This window comes from Streptomyces sp. NPDC003635 (assembly GCF_053587635.1).
In genome coordinates this window covers 58258-80989 of sequence record NZ_JBSFOK010000035.1, presented here as the reverse complement: position 1 = coordinate 80989, position 22732 = coordinate 58258, and the positions used below count along the sequence as shown (strand labels likewise).

Genomic DNA, 22732 nt, shown 5'->3' with positions numbered 1-22732 from the left:
AGCAGGACGTCACAGCGCCCGCGCCGCATAGGCCCTGACGTCCGCGTCCGAGTCCGTCGTCGCCCGGGCCAGGACCACTCGGGCGTCGTCGAGGGCACGGTGGCGGGTCAGGGCCAGTACGGCGGCTTTGCGGACGTCGGCGTTGGTGTCGGCGACGGCCTTGGTGAGGGCGGTGACGGCGCGGTCGGCATCCGCGGCGGACAGGGCGGTGGCGGCGCCGGCCCGCACCTGCCAGGCCGGGTCCGCCAGTGCCGCCTCGGCTCGGGCGGCCAGGGAAGGCGGGCAGCCCGCCGCCCCCAGCGCCTCGTAGGCGGCCGCCCGGACCAAAGCGTCCTGATCGTCCACGAGTTGGGCGAGGGCCGAGTGGGCGGTGGCCGGGTCCGGGCTCGCGGCCAGGGCCTTGGCGATGGTCACGCGGACCTCACGGGACGGCTCGGCGGCCGCCGCGCGCGCCAGTTCCGCGGCGGCGTCGACCGACACGAGTCCGCGCACGGCCGCGATACGCACGGCGCTGTCAGGATCCGACAGCGCCCGCGTGAACAGCTCCGCGTCGCCCAGACGCAGGGCGCGCAGGACGTCCAGTGCGGTCGCTCGGACCACGCGGTCCGCCTCGGACAGGGCGGCGACGAGGCCTTGGTGCAGGGCCGGTTCGGGCGGCAGCGTCTCGACGAGTTCGCGCAGGGAGGCCGACGCCGCTGCCCGGACACCGGCGTCGGCGTCGCGGAGCGCGGCGGCCAGGGCCGGTCCTGTTCCCAGGGGCACGGTCTCCGTCAGGACCGTGACGGCCGTACGGCGCACGGTGGGGTCGGGGTCGCCCAAGTAGGGCGTGAGCGTGGTCAGTTGGGGCTCGTCCTCGGTCAGGGAGAGGAGGTCGAGCAGGCGGGGTGTGGCCGGGGTGTCCGCTTGGGCGGTCGCGGAGCCGGCGGGGGACGCGGTGGGCAACGTCACAGGCGCCTGCTCGCGGGCTCCTGCCGTCGCCACCTCTTCCGGATGGATCTCGCCGAGGTGCCGGGAGGCGCCGCCGGTGGGGGTGAAGCCGTCGACGGGGACGAGGTAGGGAGCCACCGGCCGGGCCGTGAACTCCATCGCCCCGGTGGGGGACTTGCGCAGATCGATGTGGTGGAACCAGGAGGCGTCGTCGCGCTGCGGGTGGTCCAGGCGCTCGTGGTAGAGGCCCCATCGGGACTCCGTGCGGGCCAGCGAGGCCCGGGCGGCCATCTCGGCGCAGTCGCGGATGAAGGTGACCTCGGCGCAGCGCATCAGCTCGTGCGCGGTGTGGGCGCCCATGGCGGCGATGTCGGCGTGCATTCGCTCGAACGCCTCCAGGGCCAGTGACAGCCGGGCGCCGGTCTTCGGCGGGGCCACGTAGTCGTTGACGAACCGACGCAGCTTGTACTCGACCTGGGGCTGCGGCGGTCCGTCGGGGTTGCGCAGCGGGCGGTAGATCAGTTCGTGCGCGTCGCGGAGCTGGTCCGTGGGCAACTGCCCTTGGTACGGCGTGTACTGGGCCGCGTCCGCGCCGGCCAGGTCCCCGAAGACGAACGCGCCGATCATGTAGTTGTGCGGTACGCAGGCCAGGTCCCCGGCGGCGTACAGCCGGGGGACGGTCGTACGGGCGTGGTCGTCGACCCGTACCCCCGAGGCCGAATGACCCCCGCACAGCCCGATCTCGGAGATGTGCATCTCCACGTCATGGGTGCGGTAGTCGTGACCGCGGCCCGTGTGGAAGGTGCCGCGCGTGGGGCGCTCGGTGGAGTGCAGGATCGACTCCAGCGCCGTGATCGACTCCTCCGGCAGGTGGCTGAGCTTCAGGTACACCGGGCCCCGGTCGCTCGCCACCTCGGCTGCGAACTCGGCCATCATCTGGCCCGACCAGTAGTCGGAGTCCACGAAGCGTTCGCCGTGCCGGTTGACCTGGTAGCCGCCGAAGGGATTGGCGACGTAGGCGCAGGCCGGGCCGTTGTAGTCCTTGATCAGGGGGTTGATCTGGAAGCACTCGATGCCGGTGAGTTCCGCTCCCGCGTGGTAGGCCATCGCGTAGCCGTCGCCCGCGTTGGTCGGGTTCTCGTACGTGCCGTACAGGTAGCCGGAGGCCGGCAGGCCGAGGCGGCCGCAGGCGCCGGTCGCGAGGATCACCGCGCCCGCGCGGACGGTGACGAACGCGCCGGTGCGGGTGTGGAAGCCGACCGCCCCCACGGCACGCCCGTCGGCGGTCAGCACGCGCACCGGCATCACCCGGTTCTCGATCCGGATCCGCTCGCGCATCTCGCGCCGCCGCAGTTGCCGGTACAGGACCTTCTTGACGTCCTTGCCCTCCGGCATCGGCAGCACGTACGAGCCCGAGCGGTGGACCTGGCGGACGGCGTACGCGCCGTGCTCGTCCTTCTCGAACTTCACGCCGTACGACTCCAGGCGCTGCACCATGGCGAAGCCGCGGGTGGCGGTCTGGCGGACGGTGGACTGGTCGACGATGCCGTCGTTGGCGCGGGTGATCTCGGCGACGTAGTCGTCGGGCTCGGCGCGGCCGGGGACGACCGCGTTGTTGACCCCGTCCATGCCCATGGCGAGCGCGCCGGAGTGACGTACGTGCGCCTTCTCCAGCAGCAGGACGTCCGCGCCGTGCTCGGCGGCGGTCAGGGCGGCCATGGTGCCGGCGGTGCCGCCGCCGATGACGAGGACGTCGCAGGTCAGTTCCTCGGCGTCGGTGAGGTCGGGGATCTGCAGGGGGGTCATGACCAGGGGGCCTTTCGGGGACCGAGCGAGGTGAGGACGGATCGGCGCAGCGCCGCACGGGCCGGGTCGTCGCGCGCCGTACGGTCGCGCGGCCGCGGCACCTCGTGTACGGCGAGCAGCCGGCCGGAGCCGAGGAGGGCGACGCGGTCGCCGAGGAAGAGGGCCTCGTCCACGTCGTGGGTGACGAAGACGACGGTCGCGCCCGTGCCGTGCAGCACCTCCACCAGCAGGTCCTGCATGCCGGCGCGGGTCTGGGCGTCGAGTGCGCCGAACGGCTCGTCCATGAGGATCGCGCGCGGGCGTCCGGCCAGGGCGCGGGCCAGCTGGGCGCGCTGGCGCTGGCCGCCGGAGACGTGGTGCGGCAACTGCCGTGCCCGGTCGCCGAGTCCGACCCGCTCCAGCCAGGCCTGGGCCTGCTGTCGGCGCTGGGCGCGCGGTACGCCGTGGACGGCGAGCGGCAGTTCTACGTTGGCGCGCAGGGTGCGCCAGGGCAGCAGGGCGTCCTCCTGGAAGATCAGCGCCCGGTCCGCGCCCGGGCCGTTCACCGGGCGGCCGTCCTGTTCCACTGTCCCGGCCAGCGTGGGCAGCAGGCCGGCGACGGTGCGCAGCAGGGTCGACTTGCCGCAGCCGGAGGGGCCGACGACGGTGAGGATCTCGCCGGGGGTGATGTCCAGGTCGACGTCGGCCACGGCCGGGGCGTCGGGGCGGCCCAGGGTCGCGCCGCGCAGGGTGAGCCGGGTGCCGCGCGGACGCGCCGGGTCGGGCCTCGTCTCGGTGGGCCTGGTCTCAGACGAGGTGCTCATCGCGTGCCTCCTCGGCCGTGGCGGGGGTGACGGGGGACGCCGGGGACGCCGGGGACTTCGTGGGCCGGGGCCGGGCGCCGGCGACGTAGGACGTGCGCGGCAGCCACCGGGTCAGTCGGCGCCCGGCCAGCTCCACGGCGGTGGAGGTGAGCCAGCCGAGCAGGCCGATGGTGACCATGCCGACGAAGACACCCGGGTAGTTGACGATGGTGTAGTCCTGCCAGGTGCGGTAGCCGACGCCGTACTGGCCGGAGATCATCTCGGCGGAGATCACACAGATCCACGAGACGCCGATGCCGACGGACAGCCCGCCGAAGATGCCCGGCAGGGCACCCGGCAGGACGACCGAGCCGAGGATCCTCAACCGGCCGCCGCCCATGGTCAGAACGGCCTCCTCCCAGACGGGCGTCAGGGCGCGGACCGCGTGCCGGGTGGAGACCAGCACCGGGAAGAAGGCGGCGGTGAAGGTGATGAAGACGATGCCCTGTTCGTTGGAGGGGAACAGCAGGATCGCGACGGGCACCAGGGCGATGGCCGGGATGGGCCGCACGACCTCCAGGACCGTGCCGATCAGGTCCTCGGCGAGCCGCGAGCGTGCCACGAGCACGCCGGTGGCCACGCCCAGGACGGCGGCGAGCAGGAAGCCGGTCACGATGCGGGTGAGGCTGTCGGTGAGGTCGGTCCAGTAGTCGGGGCCCGAGAGCCGGTCGGCGAAGGCCCGTGCCACGTCCGTCACCGTCGGGAACTGCGAGAACCGTACCCACAGGTCCACGTCGAGGACGGTCACCAGCTGCCACAGGCCGAGTGCGGCGGCCAGCGAGCCGGCCCGCAGCGCGAGCCGGCCCGTCCGCCGGGGGTACCGGATCATGAGGCCCGCTCCAGGGCGTCCTCGTACGTGATCACCCGGGCGCCGCGGTGACCGGCCACATAGGTCTGTGCGGTCTCCGGAGCCACGAAGGGGAGCAGCTTCCTTCCGTCCGCGACCCAGACGGCCCGGTCGGCGAACCACAGGGTGCCGGTGGTGGCGTCGGGGACGTAGGCAGCGCGGATGCCGGCCTTGTGCTGGGCGACGTGGGCGAGGAGCTGGGCGGGGGTGGCGAAGCTGCGGGTCGTGCGGGCGCCCTTGGGCCAGACCTCGCTCGCCGCGGCGGGCGGCTCGGCGGACAGGCGCTCGGCATAGCCCGCACCGAGGGCCTTCTTGACGTGGGTGTCGTCGACGAAGGAGTCCACGTCGATGTCGCCGGTCAGTTCGGCCGCCTTCAGCACCGCGACGTCCTGCTTCAGCGCCGAGACGAGCTGCGGCTTGATGGCGGGGTCGAAGGTGGAGATGCCGTGGGCGCCGTTGTAGAGGTAGACGACCTCGGCCGGCAGTTCGGTGGCCTCGGCGACCTTCTCGGCGGCCTGCACCGGATGGGTGTTGAGGTAGTCGGTCGCCTGCGCCTGGGCCTTGAGGAATGCCTTCAGTACGGCCGGGTGCTGCCCGGCGAAGTCCTCGCGGACGGTGACGCCGTGGAAGGTGGGCAGATTCAGCTGGGCGCCGTCGTAGAGCGCTTTGGCCTTGCCCTGGTAGGCGAGCAGGCCGGGCCAGGCGACGAACTGCGACAGCGCGTCGGCGCTGCCCGCCGCGAGGGCCGAAGCGCCCACCGCGGGCTGCTGGTTGAGCTTCTCGATGCCCTTGACCGGGTCGATGCCGGCTCGTTGAAGGGCCCGCACGAGGGTGCCGTCGGCGGCGGAGCCGACGCTCGTGGAGACCTTCTTGCCCTTCAGGTCCCGCAGGGAAGCGAGCGTCGACGTCGGTGGTACGACGACGGTGTTCAGACCGCCTTTGAGGTTGTAGCCGGTGACCGAGACCAGGTGCGTGGGCGCGCCCAGCTGCTGGCCGCGGGCGGCGTTGATGAGCAGCGGGAAGTCACCCATCGAACCGATGTCGATCTTCCCCGCGGTCATCTGGGCGGTGATGGGGGCGCCGGTGGCGTAGTCCTGCCAGTCGACCTTGTACGTCCTGCCGTCGTGGAGGGCGTTGAGCTGTTTCTCGAAGTAGCCGAGGGAGCGCAGGAGGGTGCCGGCCGTGACCGTGTTGATGGTCTTGGACTGGTATCCGACGGTGACGGTGACCGTGGAGCCGCCGTCCGCGGCGCTGGTGCCGCAGGCGGACAGGGGGAGCAGGGAGACGGCTGCGATGAGTGCGACTGCCGTGCGTTTCATGGGAGTTGGGGCCTCTCAGCGGAGCAGATAGGGCATGTTGACCGTGACGGCTCCGGTGGGACAGCGGGCCGCGCACGGGCCGCAGTACCAGCACTCGTCGACGTGCATGTACGCCTTGCCGCTGCTGTCGTCGATGGCGAGGGAGTCCAGCGGGCACATGTCCACGCAGAGCGTGCAGCCGTCGATGCACTTCGACTCGTCGATGGTCACGGGCACGTCGGCCCGCTGGGGCGCCAAGGGCATGGCTGTCTCCAGGAAGTTCGTGCGGTGGGGAGCGGGCGGGGGCTACAGGGAGCGGTGCAGCAGGCCGCTCATGGTGATGCGGTCGCCGCGGAAGCGGATGAACTCCAGGTCGACCGGGCGGCCGTCGGCGAGGTGCGTGAGCCGTTCCAGCATCAGGACGGCCGAGCCGCGGGGGGCTTCGAGGATCGCTGCGGAGTGGGCGTCCGCGTTCACCGCTTCCAGAGTGATCTCCGCGTGGCCGAGCTGTTGGCCGGTGATGCCTTCCAGCAGCCGGAAGACGTCGGTGTTCTCCAGATCGGCGCCGAGCAGGGCGGTGCCGAGGTCGAGGGGGATGTAGGTCAGATCGAGGGACAGCGGCAGACCGTTGAGCCGGCGCACGCGTTCGATGTAGAGGACGTCGCTGCCGGGTGGGACGTGCAGGCGTTCGGCGACCGGGGTGGGTGCCGGTGCGGGGCCCAGGGTGCGGACCTCCTTGGTGACATGGCCGTGCTCACGCAGGGTTTCCGCGAGCCCCATCAGACGGTGGAGTCCATGGGGGTACTTCTCGGCGACCACCACCGTGCCGACACCGGGCAGCCGTTCCACCAGGCCCTCGGCACGCAGCAGGTCGAGAGCCTGGCGGACGGTGTTGCGCGAGGACCGGTACTCCGTGGCGAGGGTCGTCTCGTGCGGGAGGGCGCCGTCCGGGAAGCCTCCGGTGAGCAGCTGGTGGCGCAGGAGGTCGGCCAGCTGACGTGCCCGGTCCGCGCGCAGCCGACGCCGGGTGCGCTGGGCGGCGACGGTGGGCGCGGCCTGGCCGGCGTGGTCTCGGATACGGTCGGTGGGCGGCATGGCCGGAACCATATCCATCCGGTAGGGATAGTGGTGTTGCGGCAGTGTTGCGCCACCTGACGGATCGACGGAGACGGCGCTGACCTGCGGTTTTGATGGGGAGGGGAGAAGATCTGCCAGGGGCTGGTGGCGGTTGACGGAATGCGAGGGCGCAGGCCCGGGCGGCTGCGAGGTCCGTCAGGTGATCGCCGGAGCAAGGGTGGTGGCGACGGACCGCATCCGGAGCGCTTCTGCCAGGTGCGCCATTTCCACGTGCGTGCCGACCAGGCCGGCGCCTTGCAGATGGGCGGCCGCCAACCGGGCTTCGTCCACGGACAGATGCCGCACCTCGCGGAGGGCCCGCATCACGGGTACGAGGCTGGTCTCCCCAGGTGCCAGACGAAGCCTCGTGGATCCGTGCCGCGCAAGCAGGGCCTGCCTGATCTCGTCCGGAGCCGAGCCGATGCCCGTCTCGCACCACCCGTCCTGGCAGGTTCGGCACCGTCCCTCGACGCCCCAGCGCAGTAGCCCCCGTTCGGTGAACTGACCGACATCGCGGACCAGTACGCCGCCACACTGTGCGCACGTCGACGTGACCTCGACTCCCTGGGCCACGGTGATCATTGGTCTCTCCTTGATTTCCGAGGAGTCGTGCATCCGGCCCCTTGAGGGCCGGGCTCAGCGACTCACAGGAACGTGGTGAGACCGTCGAGGAATCGGTCCACGTCCTCGGCGCTGGTGTAGGGGGCCAGGCCCGCGCGCAGGGCGGGGGTGTCGAGCTTGAGCGCGGTGAAGGTTTCGTAGGCGTAGAACGACCCGGCCGGTGCCACCACGTCGCGCGCGGCCAGGTGTTCCTGGGCCTCACGGGCGTCGCGGCCCTCGATGGTGATCAGGACCGTCGGTGTGCGGTCGACGGCCTTGGAGTGCACGGTGACGGCGTCGCCGAGCGAGCGCAGTCCGTCCTGCAGCCGTGCGCGCTGAGTCTGTTCGTGTGTGTGCACGGAGGCCAGGGAGGAGGTCAGGCGCTCCCTGCGGGATGTGCCCGAGGCCGGGTCCAGCGCGGCGAGGAAGTCGACGGCGGCGGTGGCGCCCGCCAGCATCTCGTAGGGCAGGGTGCCGAACTCGAAACGCTCGGGCACGTCGTCTGAGGAGGGCAGCAGTTTGTCGGGGCGCACGGTCTCAAGGAACTCGGGCGCCGCCGCGAGCACACCGCAGTGCGGTCCGAGGAACTTGTACGGCGAGCAGACGAACAGGTCCGCTCCGAGGGCGGGTACGTCCACGAGGTGGTGTGCGGCGTAGTGAACGCCGTCCACGTACACGAGGGCGCCGACCTCGTGGGCCCGGTCGGCGATCCGGCGCACGTCGGGCTTGGTGCCCAGCACGTTGGAGGCGGCGGTGACCGCGACGAGGCGGGTCCGTGGGGTCAGGGCCCGCTCGAAGGAGTCGAGGTCGAGTTCCGTGGTCTCGGGGTCGATCTCGATCCAGCGCACCGTCATTCCGATGCGGTCTGCCGCCTGGATCCAGGGGCGGACGTTGGCGTCGTGGTCGAGACGGCTGAGGACGATCTCGTCACCTGCGCGCCAGCCCTTGGCGAGGTGGCGGGAGAAGTCGTACGTCAGTTGCGTGGCGCTGCGGCCGTGGACGATGCCGTTCGCCGGCACGTTCAGCAGGTCGGCGTAGGCGGCGCGGAAGTCGGCGACGGCGTGCTCGGCGTTGAGCTCCGACCGGCTGACGTTTCCCCGGTTGGACAGGGGGCCGGTCATGGTCGCGGCGATGGCGTCGGCGACGGGGCGCGGCGTCTGCGTTCCGCCCGGCCCGTCGAAGAAGGCGAGCCCGGTGGCGAGGGAGGGGAAGTGGGCCCGCAGTGCGCTGAGGTCGATGGCCATGTCTTCTGCTTTCTGCAGGGCGCGGATCCTGGTGTTGCGGAGCCTCCACTCTGACTTGATCTTGCCGGTGCGTAAAGAGACGGCCCCGAAGCGAGTAGCGGGACGCGGGCCGTGGGCGACACAGTCGTCGGGTGGCCCGGGCGGTTGCGGAACAGCCGCAGGTCGAGGACCGGGGACTCGGGCACCGACTCCACGACGGCGGCGCCGTACAGCACCAGGACGAGCCCGAGGGCAGGACGGGGCGGTGCCGTCCATCGTGATTCTGCTCTGCAGAATCCCCATGTTCCATCAGCAGACACGCGGCACGCTGAACCCGTGACTGAGTCCTCCATCACCCAAGACATCACGGCGAGTTCCCCCGTGCGGCTGCGGGCACTCGCCGCGGAGGGGCAGCCCGAGGTCACCCCGGCGCTCGAGGAGCTCTACCGGGGCTTCGAGCAGGAACTCCTCGTCCCGTTGTGGACCGAGATCGGCGACCTGATGCCCGCCCACCCGCGCTCGCGGGCCGTGCCGCATCTGTGGCGCTGGGAGCGGCTGCGGGAGCTGGCGGGCCGGGCCGGCGGCCTGGTCCCCGTCGGCCGCGGCGGTGAGCGCCGGGCCATCGCGCTGGCCAACCCCTCGCTCGGCGGCCGGCCCTTCGCCACCCCGACGCTGTGGGCGGCCATCCAGTACCTCATGCCCGGCGAGGACGCCCCCGAGCACCGGCACACCCAGCACGCCTTCCGCTTCGTCGTCGAAGGCCAGGGTGTGTGGACGGTCGTCGGCGGCGACCCGGTGCCGATGAACCGCGGTGACTTCCTGCCGCAGGCGGGCTGGCACTGGCACGCCCACCACAACGCCACCAGTGAACCCATGGCGTGGATCGACGGCCTGGACATCCCCTTCCAGTACGTCACCGAGGCGCAGTTCTTCGAGTTCGGCCGGGACGAGATCAGCGACGCCGAGCGGACCACCCCCGAACGCTCGCGTTCGGAGCGGCTGTGGGCCCACCCCGGCCTGCGACCCCTGTCGGCCGCGCCGACCGCCCCGGGCAGTCCGCTGCTGTCGTACAAGTGGGAACACACCAACGCCGCCCTGCGCGACCAACTCCTCCTGGAAAAGGAGGGCTTCGGCGGTACCGTCGAGCCCGGCCATGCCGCGGTGCGCTACAGCAACCCCCACGACGGCTCCGACGTGCTGCCCACGATCCGCGCCGAGTTCCACCGGATCACCCGGGGCACCGAGACGGCCCCGGTGCGCGAGACCGGCTCCTCGGTCTACCAGGTCTTCGACGGCTCCGGCACGGTGAGCGTCGGCGACACGTCGTGGACAGTGACCCGCGGGGACCTGTTCGTCGTTCCGTCCTGGGAGCCGTTCTCCGCCAGGTCCGAGGCCGGTGCGACCGACTCCGACTCCGGCGGCCTCGACCTCTTCCGTTTCTCCGACGCGCCCGTCTTCGAGGCGCTCAAGCTCGACCGCACCCAGAAGGACGCCTGATCATGAAGCTCGCCACCATCCGCACCGCCGCCGGGACCCGGGCGGTCCGCCTCGACGGCGAGGCCCTCGTCGACCTCGGGTACGCCGACCTGGGCGCGCTGTTCGCCGAGGACGGCTGGCAGGAGACGGCGGCCGCCGCGGCAGGCGCCACCCACCCGGTCGATGGCGCGGACTTCGCGCCCGTCGTGCCCAAGCCGTCCAAGGTGATCTGCGTCGGCCACAACTACACCAACCACATCAAGGAGATGGGCCGGGACCTGCCCGCCTATCCGACCCTCTTCCCGAAGTTCGCCGAGACCCTGATCGGTGCCCGTGACGACATCGTCAGGCCGGCCGAGACCGAGGCGTTCGACTGGGAGGTCGAGCTGGCCGTCGTGATCGGCAAGCGGGTCCGCCGCGCCGACGAGCAGCGGGCGGCCGAGGCCATCGCGGGCTTCACCGTCATGAATGACATCTCGGTACGCGACTGGCAGTTCCGCACCATCGAGTGGACCCAGGGCAAGATCTGGGAGGCCACCACCCCGGTCGGCCCGTACGTCGTCACCCCAGACGAGGTCGGCGGCGTCCGCCCCGCCCTCCAGGTCACCACCACCGTCGACGGGCAGGTCATGCAGCGGGACGACACCGGCACGCTGCTGTTCGACCCGGTCTTCCTGGTCCGCTACATCTCGACCGTTATCACCCTGAACCCGGGCGACATCATCGCCACCGGCACCCCGGCCGGCGTCGGCAACGCCCGCGACCCCAAGGTCTTCCTCCTCCCCGGCCAGAGCGTTGTCACCGAGATCGCGGGCCTGGGTGCCTGCACCAACAAGGTGGTCGCGGGATGACGGACACCGTCCGCACCCTGGCCGACGCGCGCGGGTGGGCCCGCACCGGAACCGAGCTGCTGCTCGACGCCGTGGCGGGCCTGGACGACGCCGGGCTCTCGGCGCCGAGCGTGCTGCCGGAGTGGACCCGGGGGCACCTCGTGGCGCACGTCGCCGCCAACGCCGACGCCCTGGGCAACCTGGTGCGCTGGGCGGCCACCGGCGAGAAGACGCCGATGTACGCCTCCGCCGAGGAACGCGCCGCAGGCATCGCCGAGGGCGCGGCCCTGCCCGCCGAGGCGCTCCGGTCCTGGCTGACCGCGTCCGCCGGGGAACTCGCCGCGGGTCTGGACCGGCTCACCGACGAGCAGTGGCACCACGAGGTCGTCACCGCCCAGGGCCGTACCGTCCCCGCCACCGAACTGCCGTGGATGCGGGCCCGGGAGGTGTGCGTCCACGCCGTCGACCTCGGCACCGGCGGCGTCACCTTCGCCGACCTGCCGAGGGGCTTCCTGACCGCCCTGGTCGCCGACATCCGCGCCAAGCGCGGGCTGACCGAGCTTCCCGACGGCCCCCTGCCGGAGGTCGCCGCCTGGCTGGCCGGCCGCCCCCACTCGCTCGCCGACGCTCCCGAGCTCGGCCCCTGGCTCTGAGGAGTGCAGCATGTCCCCACGCAGCGTGTCCCCACCTGATGTGATCGTCGTCGGCGGCGGCATCGGCGGCCTCGCCGCGGCGTTCTCGCTGACCCGAAAGGGCCTGCGCGTCCGCCTGTTGGAGCGCGCGCCCGCCTTCGGGGAGGTCGGCGCCGGCATCCAGCTCGCCCCCAACTGCACCCGGATCCTCGATGACTACGGGCTCCTCCACGAGGCCAAGAGCCTCGGCGTCGTCCCGGACGCGATGATCATGCGTGACGCCGTCGACGGCGACGAACTGACCCGGCTGGACCTGCGGGACCTGGAGAAGCGCTACGGCTACCCGTACCTGGTCATCCACCGCAGCGACCTGCACGGCCTGTTGCTGCGGGCGTGCCGACGCTCCGGCGTCGAACTGATCACCGACGCTGAGGTGACGTCGTACGAGAACACGGGCGGCGGCGCCCGCGTGACCCTCGCGGCCGGCGACACCCACGAGGCCGGTGTGGTGATCGCGGCCGACGGACTGCACTCCGTGGCCCGGGCGCTGCTGGTCGACGACGAGCCCGTCTCCTCGGCGTACGTCGCCTATCGCGGCACCGTTCCCGCCGAGCAGCCGAGAGTGCGCTCCGTCGATCTCGGCGAGGTCGTGGTGTACGTCGGGCCCGGCTGCCACTTCGTCCACTACGGCCTGCGCGGTGGGGAGTTGCTCAACCAGGTCGCCGTCTTCGAGTCGCCCAAGGCGCTGGCCGGGCGCGAGGACTGGGGCACGCCCGACGAGCTCGACGCCGCGTTCGCCGGGACCTGCTCGTTCGTCCGGGACGGTCTGTCGTTCATGTGGCGGGACAAGTGGTGGCGCATGTTCGACCGGGACCCGATCATGAACTGGGTGCACGGCCGGATCGCGCTGCTCGGTGACTCCGCGCACCCGCCGCTGCAGTACATCGCGCAGGGCGCGATCATGGCCATCGAGGACGGATGGGTGCTGGGTGAGCACGTCGCCCGCAATCGCGTCGAGGACGGGACGGTCGACTGGGACGGCGCGCTGGCCGCCTACGAGGCCGTCCGCCCGGAGCACTGCCGCCGCGTGCTGACCACCTCCCGCGCGTGGGGCGAGCTGTGGCACCTCGACGGCGAGGCCCGTGAGCGGCGCAATGTGCTGCTGCGCTCTCGCGACACCTACGACTACGCGTTCACGGACTGGCTGTACGGCCCGACCGCGCTGGTGCCGGAGCAGGAGCCCCCGATGTTCGCGCCGATCCCGCTGTCCTCGGCGGCGGCCGAGACGACGCCCCCGCCGGCGCACCGCTGACGCGGGTGGGCGACACCCGTGAGTGACGCCCACCCGTACACGGCCGTCCGCACCCCGTTCGGCAGGTTCGACGGGGTACTCGCCAAGGCGCGGCCCGACGACCTCGCCTCCGGCGCTTCGAGCGGCCGGCCTGCAGTCCCCGGAGCTGGACCGCGCGGTGATCGGCGAGGTCGTGTGGGGCGGCGCCGACGGCGCGGCGCTCGTCCGACGCCCTGGATCAGCCGGGCCACGTACCGGTCAGGCGGCGGGTCGCTGCCGCGCCGCCGCGGTCGACGGCGGCCTTCACGCCGGCGAAGATCGCGCCTTGGAGGACCGCGGCGGTGAGGACCTCGCCCCAGGCGCGCTCCTCGTCGGTGGCGTCGGGGGCGTCCTCGTCGTGACCGAGCTTCTTCCAGACCTGCTTGAACACTCCGCCCGCCACCACGCCACTGACGGCCCCCAGGGCCAGACCGACCGGCTTGTAGGCGATCTTCGAGCCTTTCATCGCCGCCTCCTGGCACGCCGTACGAACAGCAGCGCTATGAGAGCCCCGGCAGCGGCCAGCAGCGGGGTGCGGTTGGCCCGTGCCATGCGCATGCCCTGGTCGGCCTTCTCGCGCACCGGCTCCGGAGCCTTCTCCCGGGCCAGCTCGCCCAGGTGCACGGCCTTGTCGTGCACCTGGCCGGTGGCGGCGACGGCCTTGGCGCGCACCGGTTCAGGCGTCTTGTCCTGCACCAGGTGGGCGGCCTGCGCCGCCTTGTCCCGGACCTGAGCCCTGACCTGCGTGGTCTTCTCGGCGACCTGCTCCCTGGCGGCGGTCGTCTTTTCGCGGGCACGGCTCTTCACATCGGTCTTGGCCGCGAGAGCCTCGACGGTCTCACCGAGTTCCTCGCGGGTCGCCTCCACCTGCTTGCGCAGCTCCTCCGGCGTGGGTGCTGCCTCATCGCCCGTGGGCGGCTTGTCCTGGGTCATCGCTGTGCCTTCTCCTTGATCTCGGCCACATCGGCCTTGACGCTGTCCATGGTCCGCTCCGGCTTCGGCGGGGAGGCCTTGCCGATCTGCTGCTTGCCCAGGGCCGCCATCAGGGCAGTGACGGCGGCCAGTACCCCGGTGACGATCAGTGCCGCCACCCATACGTCCATCGCCAGGGACAGCGCGGCGATCACGGTAGCCACCAGGGCCTGCAGGGTGAGGACACCGACCAGGCCGGCGCCGCCGAACAGGCCACCGCCCTTGCCGAACCTCTTGCCCTTCTCGGTCATCTCCGCCTGTGCGAGGCGCATCTCGTCGCGCACCAGCTGCGACAGTTGCTGCGAGGCACGCTGGACCAGTTCGCCCACCGGTTCCTGCGTGCTGCCGCTGGTGCGGGGGGAGCCGTCTGCTGTCATGGGTGCTCACCTGTCCTTCGTCGTCGCTGCCGGATACGTGGTGGCGTTCTTGGTGTGCGCCAGTGATCGTCTTGTGGGTGACGGCCGAGCAGCGATCTCTCCTTCCGCTGACCGGGGGCCCGAGTACCCAAGCAGCGAGGCGTAACCGCTCGTCAGAACACACATCTGCGCAGAAGACGTGGCGTGGCCCGTACCAGGGCGGCCCCGCCCAGGCCGATGACGCCGCCGACGGCCACGTCGGAGGGGTAGTGCGCGCCGCTGTGCACCCGCTCCGCCGCCACTGCCATCGCCGACACCGCGCACAGGGCACCGGCGGCCGGCCACACCGGCGTGACGGCCCCGGTGAAGGCGAACGCGGCTGCCGCGTGGCCGGAGGGGAAGGAGGAGCTGTCCGGCCGGTCGCGACGCTCTTCCGGCGGGATCCATTCCGGTGGGGGGCGGCGCCTTGGGTAGAGCGGCTTGGCAACCACGTTGGCCAGCAGCTGAGCCGTTGCCATCGCCGTCACCCCGGCGGCAGCGGCCGTACGCCCCCGCCATCCACCGAGAGTGGTCATCACCCCGGCCGCCGCCAACCAGAGCTTGGTGTGCTCAGCCGCCTCCTCCACGGTCGGCACGGCCCGCCGCAACCACCGCGGACCCCAGGCGATCGCCCGCCTGGCCAGCCGGCGATCGCCGTCGCGCAGATTCGTCATCGTCCCCATGACCAGCCCACTCCCCGGACGAAACACTCTGTCGGTATCTCAGGATTCAAGACGGCGCCGATCCTCCTCGTCCCACTTGCGGGTGTCACGCGGCTCGACGTAGGGCTCCTCGCCGGGCGGGTGACCGCCGGCCACGGAACGCTGTCGGGCCAGCTCCGCGTCGAACTCCAAGCCGAGCAGGATCGCCAGATTGGTGATCCACAGCCACACCAGGAAAATGATCACGCCGGCGAACGTGCCGTAGGTCTTGTTGTAGGAGGCGAAGTTGGCCACGTAGAACGCGAACCCGGCCGAAGCGATCAGCCAGATCACCAGGGCCAGGAAGCTGCCCGGCGTGATCCAGCGGAAGCCCCGGACCTTGGCGTTCGGCGTCGCCCAGTACAGCAGCGCGATCATGATCATGACCAGGAGGACGAGCACCGGCCACTTCGCGATCGACCACACCGTCAGCGCCGTGTCGCCCACGCCGAGCGCCGAGCCGGCCTGCTTGGCCAGGCTTCCGGTGAAGACGACGATCACGGCGGTGATCACGGCCAGGACCATCAGCACCACGGTGACGCCGACGCGCACCGGCAGCACCTTCCACACCGGGCGGCCCTCGGGGACGTCGTACACGGCGTTCGCGGTCCTGATGAACGCGGCGACATAGCCGGACGCCGCCCAGATCGCCAGGAGGAAGCCCACGATCGCCATGACCGAGCCGATCCCGGCCTTGCCCTGCATCTGCTGCACCGCGTTGCGCAGGACGTCCTGGGCCGCTCCCGGAGCGAGCTTCTGGATGTTGTCCAGCACCTGCTGTGTCGCTGACTGCCCAACGACGCCGAGCAGCGAGATCAAGGCGAGCAGTGCCGGGAAGAGCGCCAGAATCGAGTAGTAGGTCAGAGCGGCGGCCCGGTCGGTCAGCTCGTCCTTCTTGAACTCTTTCACGGTGCCTTTCAGCACCGTCCCCCAGGAGCCCTTGGGCAGATCCGCCGGAGTGTCCGGCGCCTGCCGCTCCACCTGCTCATCCGGTCCGGCACGCGTCCCCTGAGCGGTGACCTCTCGGTCGCCCACAGCGTGCCCGCCGTGCTGTCCGTGTTGTTTCGCAGTCCGTACCATGCCGCACGGGTATCCGGCCGAACCCCCTGATAATCACATTCCAGACATAACGGGTAATTTTCCGGTCGTCGGTCGGCGGTGGTTCACGGTGCCGACTGGATGTCCCCGCGGGTCGAGGACGCGATGGTGTCGCGGTGGGCGAAATCGCCCGGCGGGATGCCGGGGTGGTGGCCGAGCTGAGACTGCGGCGCGGTCGCCGGGGGACCGAGGGTGAGCCGGGAGACGATGCGGTAGCGGTCGCCGCGGTAGATCGAGTGCACGTACTCGACGGGCCGGGCCGTGGTGTCCGACGTGAGCCGCTCGAAGAGAAGCGCCGGTGACAGCTCGGGCACGTCGAGCAGCTCGGCCTCGGCCCGGGTGACGACGGTCGGCTCGATGGCCTGGACGGCCTCATGGACTTGCACGTCGTGCTGGGTGCGCAAGTGCTCGTACAGGTCGCCGGTTTCCAGTTCCCGGGCGGACAGGGCCGGGACGAGGTCGGCCCTGATGTGCAGGTGCTCGATGGCCATCGGGGCGCCGTCGACCAGGCGCAGCCGGGCCACGTACACGATCTCGGCGGCGGGGGACAGGCGCAGCTTGCGGCCCACGCGCGCGCCTGCCGGGATGGTGGTGAACTCCAGCAGCCGGCTCGACCAGGTTCCGGACGCCTGAGGCACCGTCATGGTCTGCTGACCGGAGACGAGTTCCTGGGTGATCTTCTCGGGTGCGACGAACATGCCGCGGCCGTGTTCCCGGACCAGAAGACCCGCGGCGACGAGTTCGTCGACCGCCGCGCGCAGGGTCGGGCGGGACACGCCCAGGCGGGCGCACAGGGAACGCTCGGAGGGAATCGCGTCCCCCGGGCGGAGTGACTCGACGAGGCCGAGGATGAAGTCGCGAACGCGCTCGCGTTTGAGCAGCGCACCTGGTTCGTCGGCTGTCACGTTGCGCTCCCTCGTGCACGGATCCTCTGGCTGACCAGTTGACCACTGGTTTGCTGGGGTAGCCCTCCCTGGCGGGAGCAGTGTAGCTGTCATCGCATGACGATCGTCCGAGATCCGACTGGCCTGCGCGACAATTCCCGCCACGACGCGGGGGGTTGACGACACGATTGGTCTATGCCACCTTCATCCCCACATCAAGTGGTGAGCTGACCAGTTGCCCTCACTGGTCAGATACTGGCTTTCCCGGAAACCGTGAAGCTCTGCTCGCTGGACGGTGCGTCCGTGCTCGTTGACCACGGTCGGGCCGAGTGTCCGCACCACCTCACAGTCCACCCGTTCCGGAGACCACCCATGCCCGCACTCCTCCCGCGTCCCACCGAAGTGGCTCTCCGGCCAGGCCACTTCAGCCTTGACGGCGACACCTCGCTGCACATCGGCGAAGGCGCCGAACCGGCCGCCGAGTTGCTGCGCACCCTGCTCGCCCCCGCCACCGGACTGCCTCTGCGCCCCTCCGCTGACGGCCGGTTCGTCCTCACCCTGGATCCCGGCCGAGGCGACCTGGGCGAGGAGGGCTACACCCTCACCATCGATGAGCACGCCGTAGTGCTGCGCGCCGCACACCCCACCGGCCTGTTGCGCGGCATCCAGACGATCCGTCAGCTCCTGCCGCCCCAGGCCCTGTCGCAGACCCCGCAGGCCGGTGCCCGGTGGCAACTGCCGTGCGCCGACATCACCGACCTCCCGCGGCACTCCTGGCGCGGCGCCATGCTCGACGTGGCGCGGCACTTCCAGCCCGTCTCCTACCTGCGCCGATACGTCGACCTCCTGGCCCTGCACAAGATCAGCGTGTTCCACCTGCACCTCACCGACGACCAGGGCTGGCGCATGCCCGTCGCCGCCTACCCCAAGCTCACGGAGATCGGCGCCCACCGCGCCGAGTCCCAGATCGGCCCGGCCGGCAGCGGCACGTACGACGGAGTTCCGCACAGCGGGTCGTACACGCGGGCCGAACTCGACGGCCTGGCCCGCTACGCGGCCGCCCGCGGCGTCACCGTCGTGCCGGAGATCGAGATGCCCGGACACGTGCGGGCCGCTCTCGCCGCCTACCCCCACCTCGGCAACCACCCCGAGCGCACCCTCGACGTCTGGACGCGCTGGGGCGTGTGCGACACCGTCCTCGGCGTCCACGACGAGGCCCTCGACTTCTGTCGCACCGTCCTGGACGAAGTGATGGATGTCTTTCCCTCCCCGTACATCCACATCGGCGGCGAGGAGTGCCCCACCGCCGAGTGGACGCACAGTGCCGCCGCACGCGAACGAGCGGCGGCGGAGGGCCTGACGAACCCCGAGGCGCTGCACGGCTGGTTTCTCCGACAGATCGGCGACTTCCTCGTACGACGTGGGCGCCGCCCGGTCGCCTGGGCCGAGACCGGCGCCGAACTGCCCCTCGACTTCACCGTGATGACCTGGCGGGACCCGGCGCACACGGCGACGGCCGCCCGCCGCGGCCACGCCGTCGTCAGCGCGTACCACCGGGCCACCTACCTCGACTACGCCCAGTCCGACAGCCCGCACGAGCCACCGGCCCAGCCCGGTGCCGTCGTCGATCTGCGTGCCGTCCAGGCCCACGACCCCCTGCCGGGGGACCACGACGCGGACGTGACCGGGCGGGTGCTCGGCACCCAGGCCCAACTGTGGACCGAGTTCGTATCGACGCCGGAGCACATCGAGTACCTCACCTTCCCACGCTTGTGCGCCCTCGCCGACCGCGGCTGGAGCGGCGCGACCGACTGGGCCGACTTCCGGTCCCGTCTCGACGAGCACACCCTCCGGCTCGACGCACTCGGCGTCGGCCACCACCCCTGACCAAGGAGAGACTCGATGAGAATCAGCAAGAACCGGCTCCGCGCAGCCGCAGTCACAGCCGTCGCGGTGGCCCTGGGCGCCGCCGCGCTCCCGGCCACCGCGGACGCGGCGGCCGGCGGGCTGAGCGTCCAGTACCGCACGAGCGCGACCGGAGCCAGCGCCGACCAGGCCGAACCCTGGTTCAAGGTGAAGAACACCAGCGGCAGCAGCGTGCAGTTGAGCGGCGTCAAGGTCCGCTACTACTTCAAGGCCGACTCGGCGAGCGCCACCTACCGCTTCGCCTGTTCCTGGGCCGTGAAGGGCTGCGCCAACATCACGGGCACCTTCGGCACGCTCGCCAACCCCACCGCCACCGCCGACCGTTACCTCGAGATCGGCTTCACCTCCGGTGCCGGTTCGCTCGCCCCCGGCGCCGACACCGGCGATATGCAGCTGCGTTTCTACCAGTCGACTTGGGCGCCACTGAAGCAGAGCGACGACTATTCCTTCGGCGCCTCCCAGACCTCCTACGGCGACTGGTCCAAGGTCACCGCGCAGCTGGCCGGCAACGTCGTGTGGGGCACGGCCCCCGCGGGCAACGACCCGACGGACCCGACCGACCCGACGGACCCTCCGGGCGACGGTGCCACGCTGTTCGACGACTTCAACTACAGCAGCCACACCGACCCGAAGATCTCGGCGAACGGCTGGAGCGTCCGGTCCAACTCCGGCGGCCCCGGCGTTCCCGGCGCCACCTGGGCCCCCGAGAACGTCACCTTCGCCGTCTCGGCCGGCAACTCGATCATGAACATGGAGACCTCGACCGCGGGCACCGCGTCGAGCACCGAGCACACCGAGGTCCTCACCCAGGCACGGAAGTTCAAGAACGGCACCTACGCGGCCCGGGTCAAGTTCAGCGACGTACCCAAGTTCGGCCCGGACGGCGACCGTATCGTCCAGACGTTCTTCACGATCAACGACCTTACGGCGCCCCTGGCCGACGACTACGCCGAGTACGACTTCGAGTACCTGCCCAACGGCGGCTGGGGCGAGCCGTCGAACATCCTCTACACCACGTCCTGGGAGACCTACCAGGCCGAACCCTGGGTGGCCGTCAACCAGCACACCGAGAGCCGCCAGAGCTGGGCCGGCTGGCACGACCTGGTCGTGACCATCGACAACAGCAGCATCAAGTACTACGTCGACGGCCAGCTGTTCGGCACCCACGACGCCGCGTACCTGCCGGAGCGGCCGATGTCGATCAACTTCAACCAGTGGCTGATCGACCTGGCGGGCCAGACCAGCACCACCGCGCGGGCGTACGACCAGCAGGTCGACTACGTCCTGCACGTCAAGGACCAGGTCCTCACCCCGGCCCAGGTCGCCGCCAAGGTGGCGGCCTACCGGAGCGCGGGCACCACCTTCCAGGACACCGTCCCCAACAGCTGAGCCCTCCGCGTCGGTGCCTCGCGGGACCGGGGGTCCCGCGAGGCACCGGGCTCACACGCGGTCGGCCGCGATCAGGACGTACTGGAAGGAGCCGTCGCGGTAGGACTCGATGAAGGCCTCCTCGATCCCAGTGACCAGTGACGACGTGGCCCGCAGCTCCCAGTAGGGCAGCGTCTCCGCGGTGAGGTCGACGATGGTGTGCGGCACCAGCCGGTTGTCGGCCATGGCGCGCAGGTACTCGCGGCGGGAGTGGATGTTGCACTCGAAGTGCGCGTTGATCTGCGAGACCCACTTCGACGGCTGGCCGTAGCGGGGGTTCCAGCAGCCGGTGATGGTCACGTACCGGCCGCCCACCCTCAGGAAGCGGGAGTGCTCGGCGAACAGGTCGTGCAGGTCGACGTACATGGTCGACTCGTTGTTCCACGAGGCCGCGACGCTGCCCTTGTCGAAGGGTGTGTCGAGCATGTTGCACACCCGGGAGCGGACGTGGTCCTCGATCCGCAGCTCGCGTGCGCGCCTGTTGCCGAAGTCGGCCTGGGAGGTGGACAGGGTGACGCCCTCGACCTTGCAGCCGAAGCGGCGGTGCGCCATGACCATGGACCCACCGCGCCCGCAGCCGGCGTCGACGAGGGTGTCGTCGGGACCGATGGCGCCCAAGTGGTCCATGAGGAAGTCCGCTTGGGCCGACTCCAGCCGGTGCAGCTCCGCGATGAGCTTCTTCTCGTACTCGCTGTGGGCCGGGTCGCCGAGCGCCGCGTGGTCCACGGCGCCGATGCCGTAGTGGTGGTGGTAGAGCCCGTCCACGTCACCGAGGCGCAGGTTGACCGGCCGTGCCTCGTTGTTCCAGTAGCGGGCGATGTCCCCCTGGTAGGGCGTCGCCGGGGCCGGGATCTTCGCGGTGGTGGTGGAGGTGGCTTCAGTGGTCACAGAAATGTCCGTTCCTTACCAGAAGTCGGGCAGGCTGTAGCGGTAGGTGTTGGTGCGGTGCCAGTCGTGGTTGCCGTCGACCCAGGCGGCCACGCCCTTGAGGAAGCGCAGCACGGTGGGCACCGGGCAGGCCTTCGCGAGGTCCGCCGCGGCGGTTTCGAAGGCGTGCTGGAGTTCGTTGTGGACCTCGACCGCCTTGAGATAGGCGTCGCGCTCCGAGAGCTGCTCGCGTTCCGCGATCACCACCGGGAGGTTCAGGTGGACGCCCGGGCTGTCGAGTTCCTTGGTGTACGAGTAGAGGTCGTTGACGATGGTGGTCGCATTGCCGGCGAGGGCGATGACGCGTTGCGTGTCCGGTCGCGCGTGCAGGTCCGCGGGCAGCTCGTACCCGCCGACGGTGTCGGTGATCGTGGGGCAGGGGCGGAAGTTGTTGAACTGGCGCATCGCCAGGTACTCCCACACCTCCGGGATGTACCCGGTCTCCGCCCAGGCGGCTTCGGCGAGATAGCCCATGTGCAGTCGGGCCATGTCGTGCCGGTACCGGTCGGCCTGGGAGGGTGTGGCCGCGCCGACGAAGTAGTCCATCGCGCTGCGGTACGCCCGGCGCGGGGCGTCCGAGGTGAGGGACGCCTGCCACTGCGGCGCGTACTCCGCGGTGGTGTGACAGTGGTCGAGTGCGGTGTGCGCGAGGAGGAGGCGTCCGCCGAGACCGACGGGTGTGCCGCCGTGGTCCTCGCAGTAGCAGTCGTCCACCGCGTTCTCCGCGACCATCAACCGCGTGGCGAGCATCAGGTGGTCGACCGTCGGGGCGTCGGGGTGGCAGGCGACCATGTAACGGCCGACGGAGAAGCCGTCGAACTGGCCCTCCCACTCCTCGGGATAGAGCTGGACCTCGTCCTCGGCCCAGAGCTTGATCCGGCGACTCACCTCCTCGACGCGCCCGGGGTCGGGTTCCGGGACGGGGTGGTAGTAGAGACCGGGGACGGCTCGCCCCTCGGCGGACGGAGCGGGTGCCGGGGCCCCTGGGACCGGGAGCGGGGGTTTGTACCTGTCGGTCAAGGAGAGCGAGGCCGTGCCCACTCCGGTCGGTCCTCCCAAGAGCTTGTGCAGGACGGATTCGTCCGAGGCCGGGGCAGAGACAGGTGTGTCCGGTACGACGGCAGCGCTGCCTGGAAGGACGTCAGGTGTTGCTGGTACGGCGGAAGGTGTCTCCCGTACGGCGGCAGGTGTCTCTGATACGGCAGCAGGTGTCTCCGGTTCGGCGGCTGCGGGCGCCGGGGCCGGTGGCGGTACGGGGATCGTGACCGTCGGATGCAGTGCTGCCAGGAAGTCGGAGGCGGTCGGCCTGACCGGAAGGTCCGGGACCACAGGCGCGGGGGCGTCCGGTACGGCTGAGGGCGGCGCCGGCCGCTGCTCAGGGGCAGATGTTCCGAGGGGCCCGGAGGCGGGCATCGGCAACTCCTTGCTGCGGTGTGGTGTGTACTCCGTGGTGCGTGATGCGTGAGGCATGTCC

The 22732-nt window shown here is 71.0% G+C and carries 22 protein-coding genes; 6 read left to right on the top strand and 16 right to left on the bottom strand.

Annotated features, from left to right (window positions below; all coding sequences use genetic code 11):
• Positions 1–9 precede the first annotated feature (9 nt).
• From ACWDRW_RS28200 to ACWDRW_RS28165, 8 genes are all read right to left on the bottom strand, one after another.
• Positions 10–2733: a fumarate reductase/succinate dehydrogenase flavoprotein subunit gene (locus ACWDRW_RS28200; protein WP_451727287.1), complete on the bottom strand. Its 2724-nt coding sequence runs from the start codon at positions 2731–2733 to the stop codon at positions 10–12.
• On the bottom strand, positions 2730–3536 hold the full coding sequence (locus tag ACWDRW_RS28195) for an ABC transporter ATP-binding protein (protein WP_451727284.1): 807 nt from the start codon (positions 3534–3536) through the stop codon (positions 2730–2732). The genes ACWDRW_RS28200 and ACWDRW_RS28195 overlap by 4 nt, the downstream gene beginning before the upstream one ends.
• Positions 3520–4404: an ABC transporter permease gene (locus ACWDRW_RS28190; RefSeq protein ID WP_451727282.1), complete on the bottom strand. Its 885-nt coding sequence runs from the start codon at positions 4402–4404 to the stop codon at positions 3520–3522. The genes ACWDRW_RS28195 and ACWDRW_RS28190 overlap by 17 nt, the downstream gene beginning before the upstream one ends.
• The gene (locus ACWDRW_RS28185) at positions 4401–5741 is read right to left on the bottom strand and encodes an ABC transporter substrate-binding protein (protein ID WP_451727279.1); all 1341 of its coding nucleotides are present in this window, start codon (positions 5739–5741) and stop codon (positions 4401–4403) included. The genes ACWDRW_RS28190 and ACWDRW_RS28185 overlap by 4 nt, the downstream gene beginning before the upstream one ends.
• Before the next feature lie 15 nt (positions 5742–5756).
• Positions 5757–5984, bottom strand: coding sequence for a 4Fe-4S dicluster domain-containing protein (locus tag ACWDRW_RS28180; protein ID WP_016437651.1), 228 nt, complete (start codon positions 5982–5984; stop codon positions 5757–5759).
• A gap of 42 nt (positions 5985–6026) precedes the next feature.
• Positions 6027–6815 carry a GntR family transcriptional regulator gene (locus ACWDRW_RS28175; RefSeq protein ID WP_451727276.1) on the bottom strand — a complete coding sequence of 263 codons (789 nt, stop codon included), beginning with the start codon at positions 6813–6815 and terminating at the stop codon, positions 6027–6029.
• Between the two features lie 177 nt (positions 6816–6992).
• Positions 6993–7418 (bottom strand): hypothetical protein, encoded by a 426-nt coding sequence (locus ACWDRW_RS28170; protein ID WP_451727274.1) that lies wholly within the window; start codon positions 7416–7418, stop codon positions 6993–6995.
• Positions 7419–7480: 62 nt separating this feature from the next.
• A complete protein-coding gene (locus tag ACWDRW_RS28165; protein ID WP_451727271.1) occupies positions 7481–8680 on the bottom strand; it encodes a cysteine desulfurase-like protein in 1200 nt (399 codons plus the stop codon).
• Positions 8681–8995: 315 nt separating this feature from the next.
• Between ACWDRW_RS28165 and ACWDRW_RS28160 the strand changes: the two genes are divergently transcribed.
• The 4 genes from ACWDRW_RS28160 to ACWDRW_RS28145 are packed head-to-tail and all read left to right on the top strand — an operon-like array spanning position 8996 to position 12909.
• Positions 8996–10156: a cupin domain-containing protein gene (locus tag ACWDRW_RS28160; RefSeq protein ID WP_451727268.1), complete on the top strand. Its 1161-nt coding sequence runs from the start codon at positions 8996–8998 to the stop codon at positions 10154–10156.
• Positions 10157–10158: 2 nt separating this feature from the next.
• The gene (locus tag ACWDRW_RS28155) at positions 10159–10986 is read left to right on the top strand and encodes a fumarylacetoacetate hydrolase family protein (protein WP_451727266.1); all 828 of its coding nucleotides are present in this window, start codon (positions 10159–10161) and stop codon (positions 10984–10986) included.
• Positions 10983–11618 (top strand): maleylpyruvate isomerase N-terminal domain-containing protein, encoded by a 636-nt coding sequence (locus ACWDRW_RS28150; protein WP_451727263.1) that lies wholly within the window; start codon positions 10983–10985, stop codon positions 11616–11618. Before ACWDRW_RS28155 ends, ACWDRW_RS28150 begins: the two co-directional genes overlap by 4 nt.
• Before the next feature lie 10 nt (positions 11619–11628).
• Positions 11629–12909 carry an FAD-dependent oxidoreductase gene (locus tag ACWDRW_RS28145; RefSeq protein ID WP_451727260.1) on the top strand — a complete coding sequence of 427 codons (1281 nt, stop codon included), beginning with the start codon at positions 11629–11631 and terminating at the stop codon, positions 12907–12909.
• A gap of 217 nt (positions 12910–13126) precedes the next feature.
• Here the strand turns inward: ACWDRW_RS28145 and ACWDRW_RS28140 are convergent, their stop codons facing one another.
• From ACWDRW_RS28140 to ACWDRW_RS28115, 6 genes are all read right to left on the bottom strand, one after another.
• Positions 13127–13393, bottom strand: a complete 267-nt coding sequence (locus ACWDRW_RS28140; RefSeq protein ID WP_451727257.1) for a DUF4235 domain-containing protein — start codon at positions 13391–13393, stop codon at positions 13127–13129.
• Positions 13390–13860, bottom strand: a complete 471-nt coding sequence (locus tag ACWDRW_RS28135) for a DUF3618 domain-containing protein (protein WP_451727254.1) — start codon at positions 13858–13860, stop codon at positions 13390–13392. Before ACWDRW_RS28135 ends, ACWDRW_RS28140 begins: the two co-directional genes overlap by 4 nt.
• Positions 13857–14276: a phage holin family protein gene (locus ACWDRW_RS28130; RefSeq protein ID WP_451727253.1), complete on the bottom strand. Its 420-nt coding sequence runs from the start codon at positions 14274–14276 to the stop codon at positions 13857–13859. Before ACWDRW_RS28130 ends, ACWDRW_RS28135 begins: the two co-directional genes overlap by 4 nt.
• 152 nt (positions 14277–14428) lie before the next feature.
• Positions 14429–14977 (bottom strand): phosphatase PAP2 family protein, encoded by a 549-nt coding sequence (locus ACWDRW_RS28125; protein ID WP_451727250.1) that lies wholly within the window; start codon positions 14975–14977, stop codon positions 14429–14431.
• Positions 14978–15016: 39 nt separating this feature from the next.
• Positions 15017–16075, bottom strand: a complete 1059-nt coding sequence (locus ACWDRW_RS28120) for a YihY/virulence factor BrkB family protein (RefSeq protein WP_451727248.1) — start codon at positions 16073–16075, stop codon at positions 15017–15019.
• 83 nt (positions 16076–16158) lie between these two features.
• Complete coding sequence (locus tag ACWDRW_RS28115) at positions 16159–16998, bottom strand: GntR family transcriptional regulator (RefSeq protein ID WP_451727245.1); 840 nt, start codon at positions 16996–16998, stop codon at positions 16159–16161.
• A gap of 351 nt (positions 16999–17349) precedes the next feature.
• On the opposite strand from ACWDRW_RS28115, the gene ACWDRW_RS28110 reads away from it, so the two are divergent.
• Together ACWDRW_RS28110 and ACWDRW_RS28105 are read left to right on the top strand one after the other, a co-directional pair.
• Positions 17350–18864 carry a beta-N-acetylhexosaminidase gene (locus tag ACWDRW_RS28110; protein WP_451727243.1) on the top strand — a complete coding sequence of 505 codons (1515 nt, stop codon included), beginning with the start codon at positions 17350–17352 and terminating at the stop codon, positions 18862–18864.
• A gap of 15 nt (positions 18865–18879) precedes the next feature.
• On the top strand, positions 18880–20292 hold the full coding sequence (locus ACWDRW_RS28105) for a cellulose binding domain-containing protein (RefSeq protein WP_451727240.1): 1413 nt from the start codon (positions 18880–18882) through the stop codon (positions 20290–20292).
• 51 nt (positions 20293–20343) lie between these two features.
• On the opposite strand, the gene ACWDRW_RS28100 is transcribed toward ACWDRW_RS28105, so the two are convergent.
• Complete coding sequence (locus ACWDRW_RS28100) at positions 20344–21219, bottom strand: geranyl diphosphate 2-C-methyltransferase (RefSeq protein WP_451727237.1); 876 nt, start codon at positions 21217–21219, stop codon at positions 20344–20346.
• 15 nt (positions 21220–21234) lie between these two features.
• Positions 21235–22671 carry a family 2 encapsulin nanocompartment cargo protein terpene cyclase gene (locus tag ACWDRW_RS28095; protein WP_451727234.1) on the bottom strand — a complete coding sequence of 479 codons (1437 nt, stop codon included), beginning with the start codon at positions 22669–22671 and terminating at the stop codon, positions 21235–21237.
• Between the last annotated feature and the right edge of the window lie 61 nt (positions 22672–22732).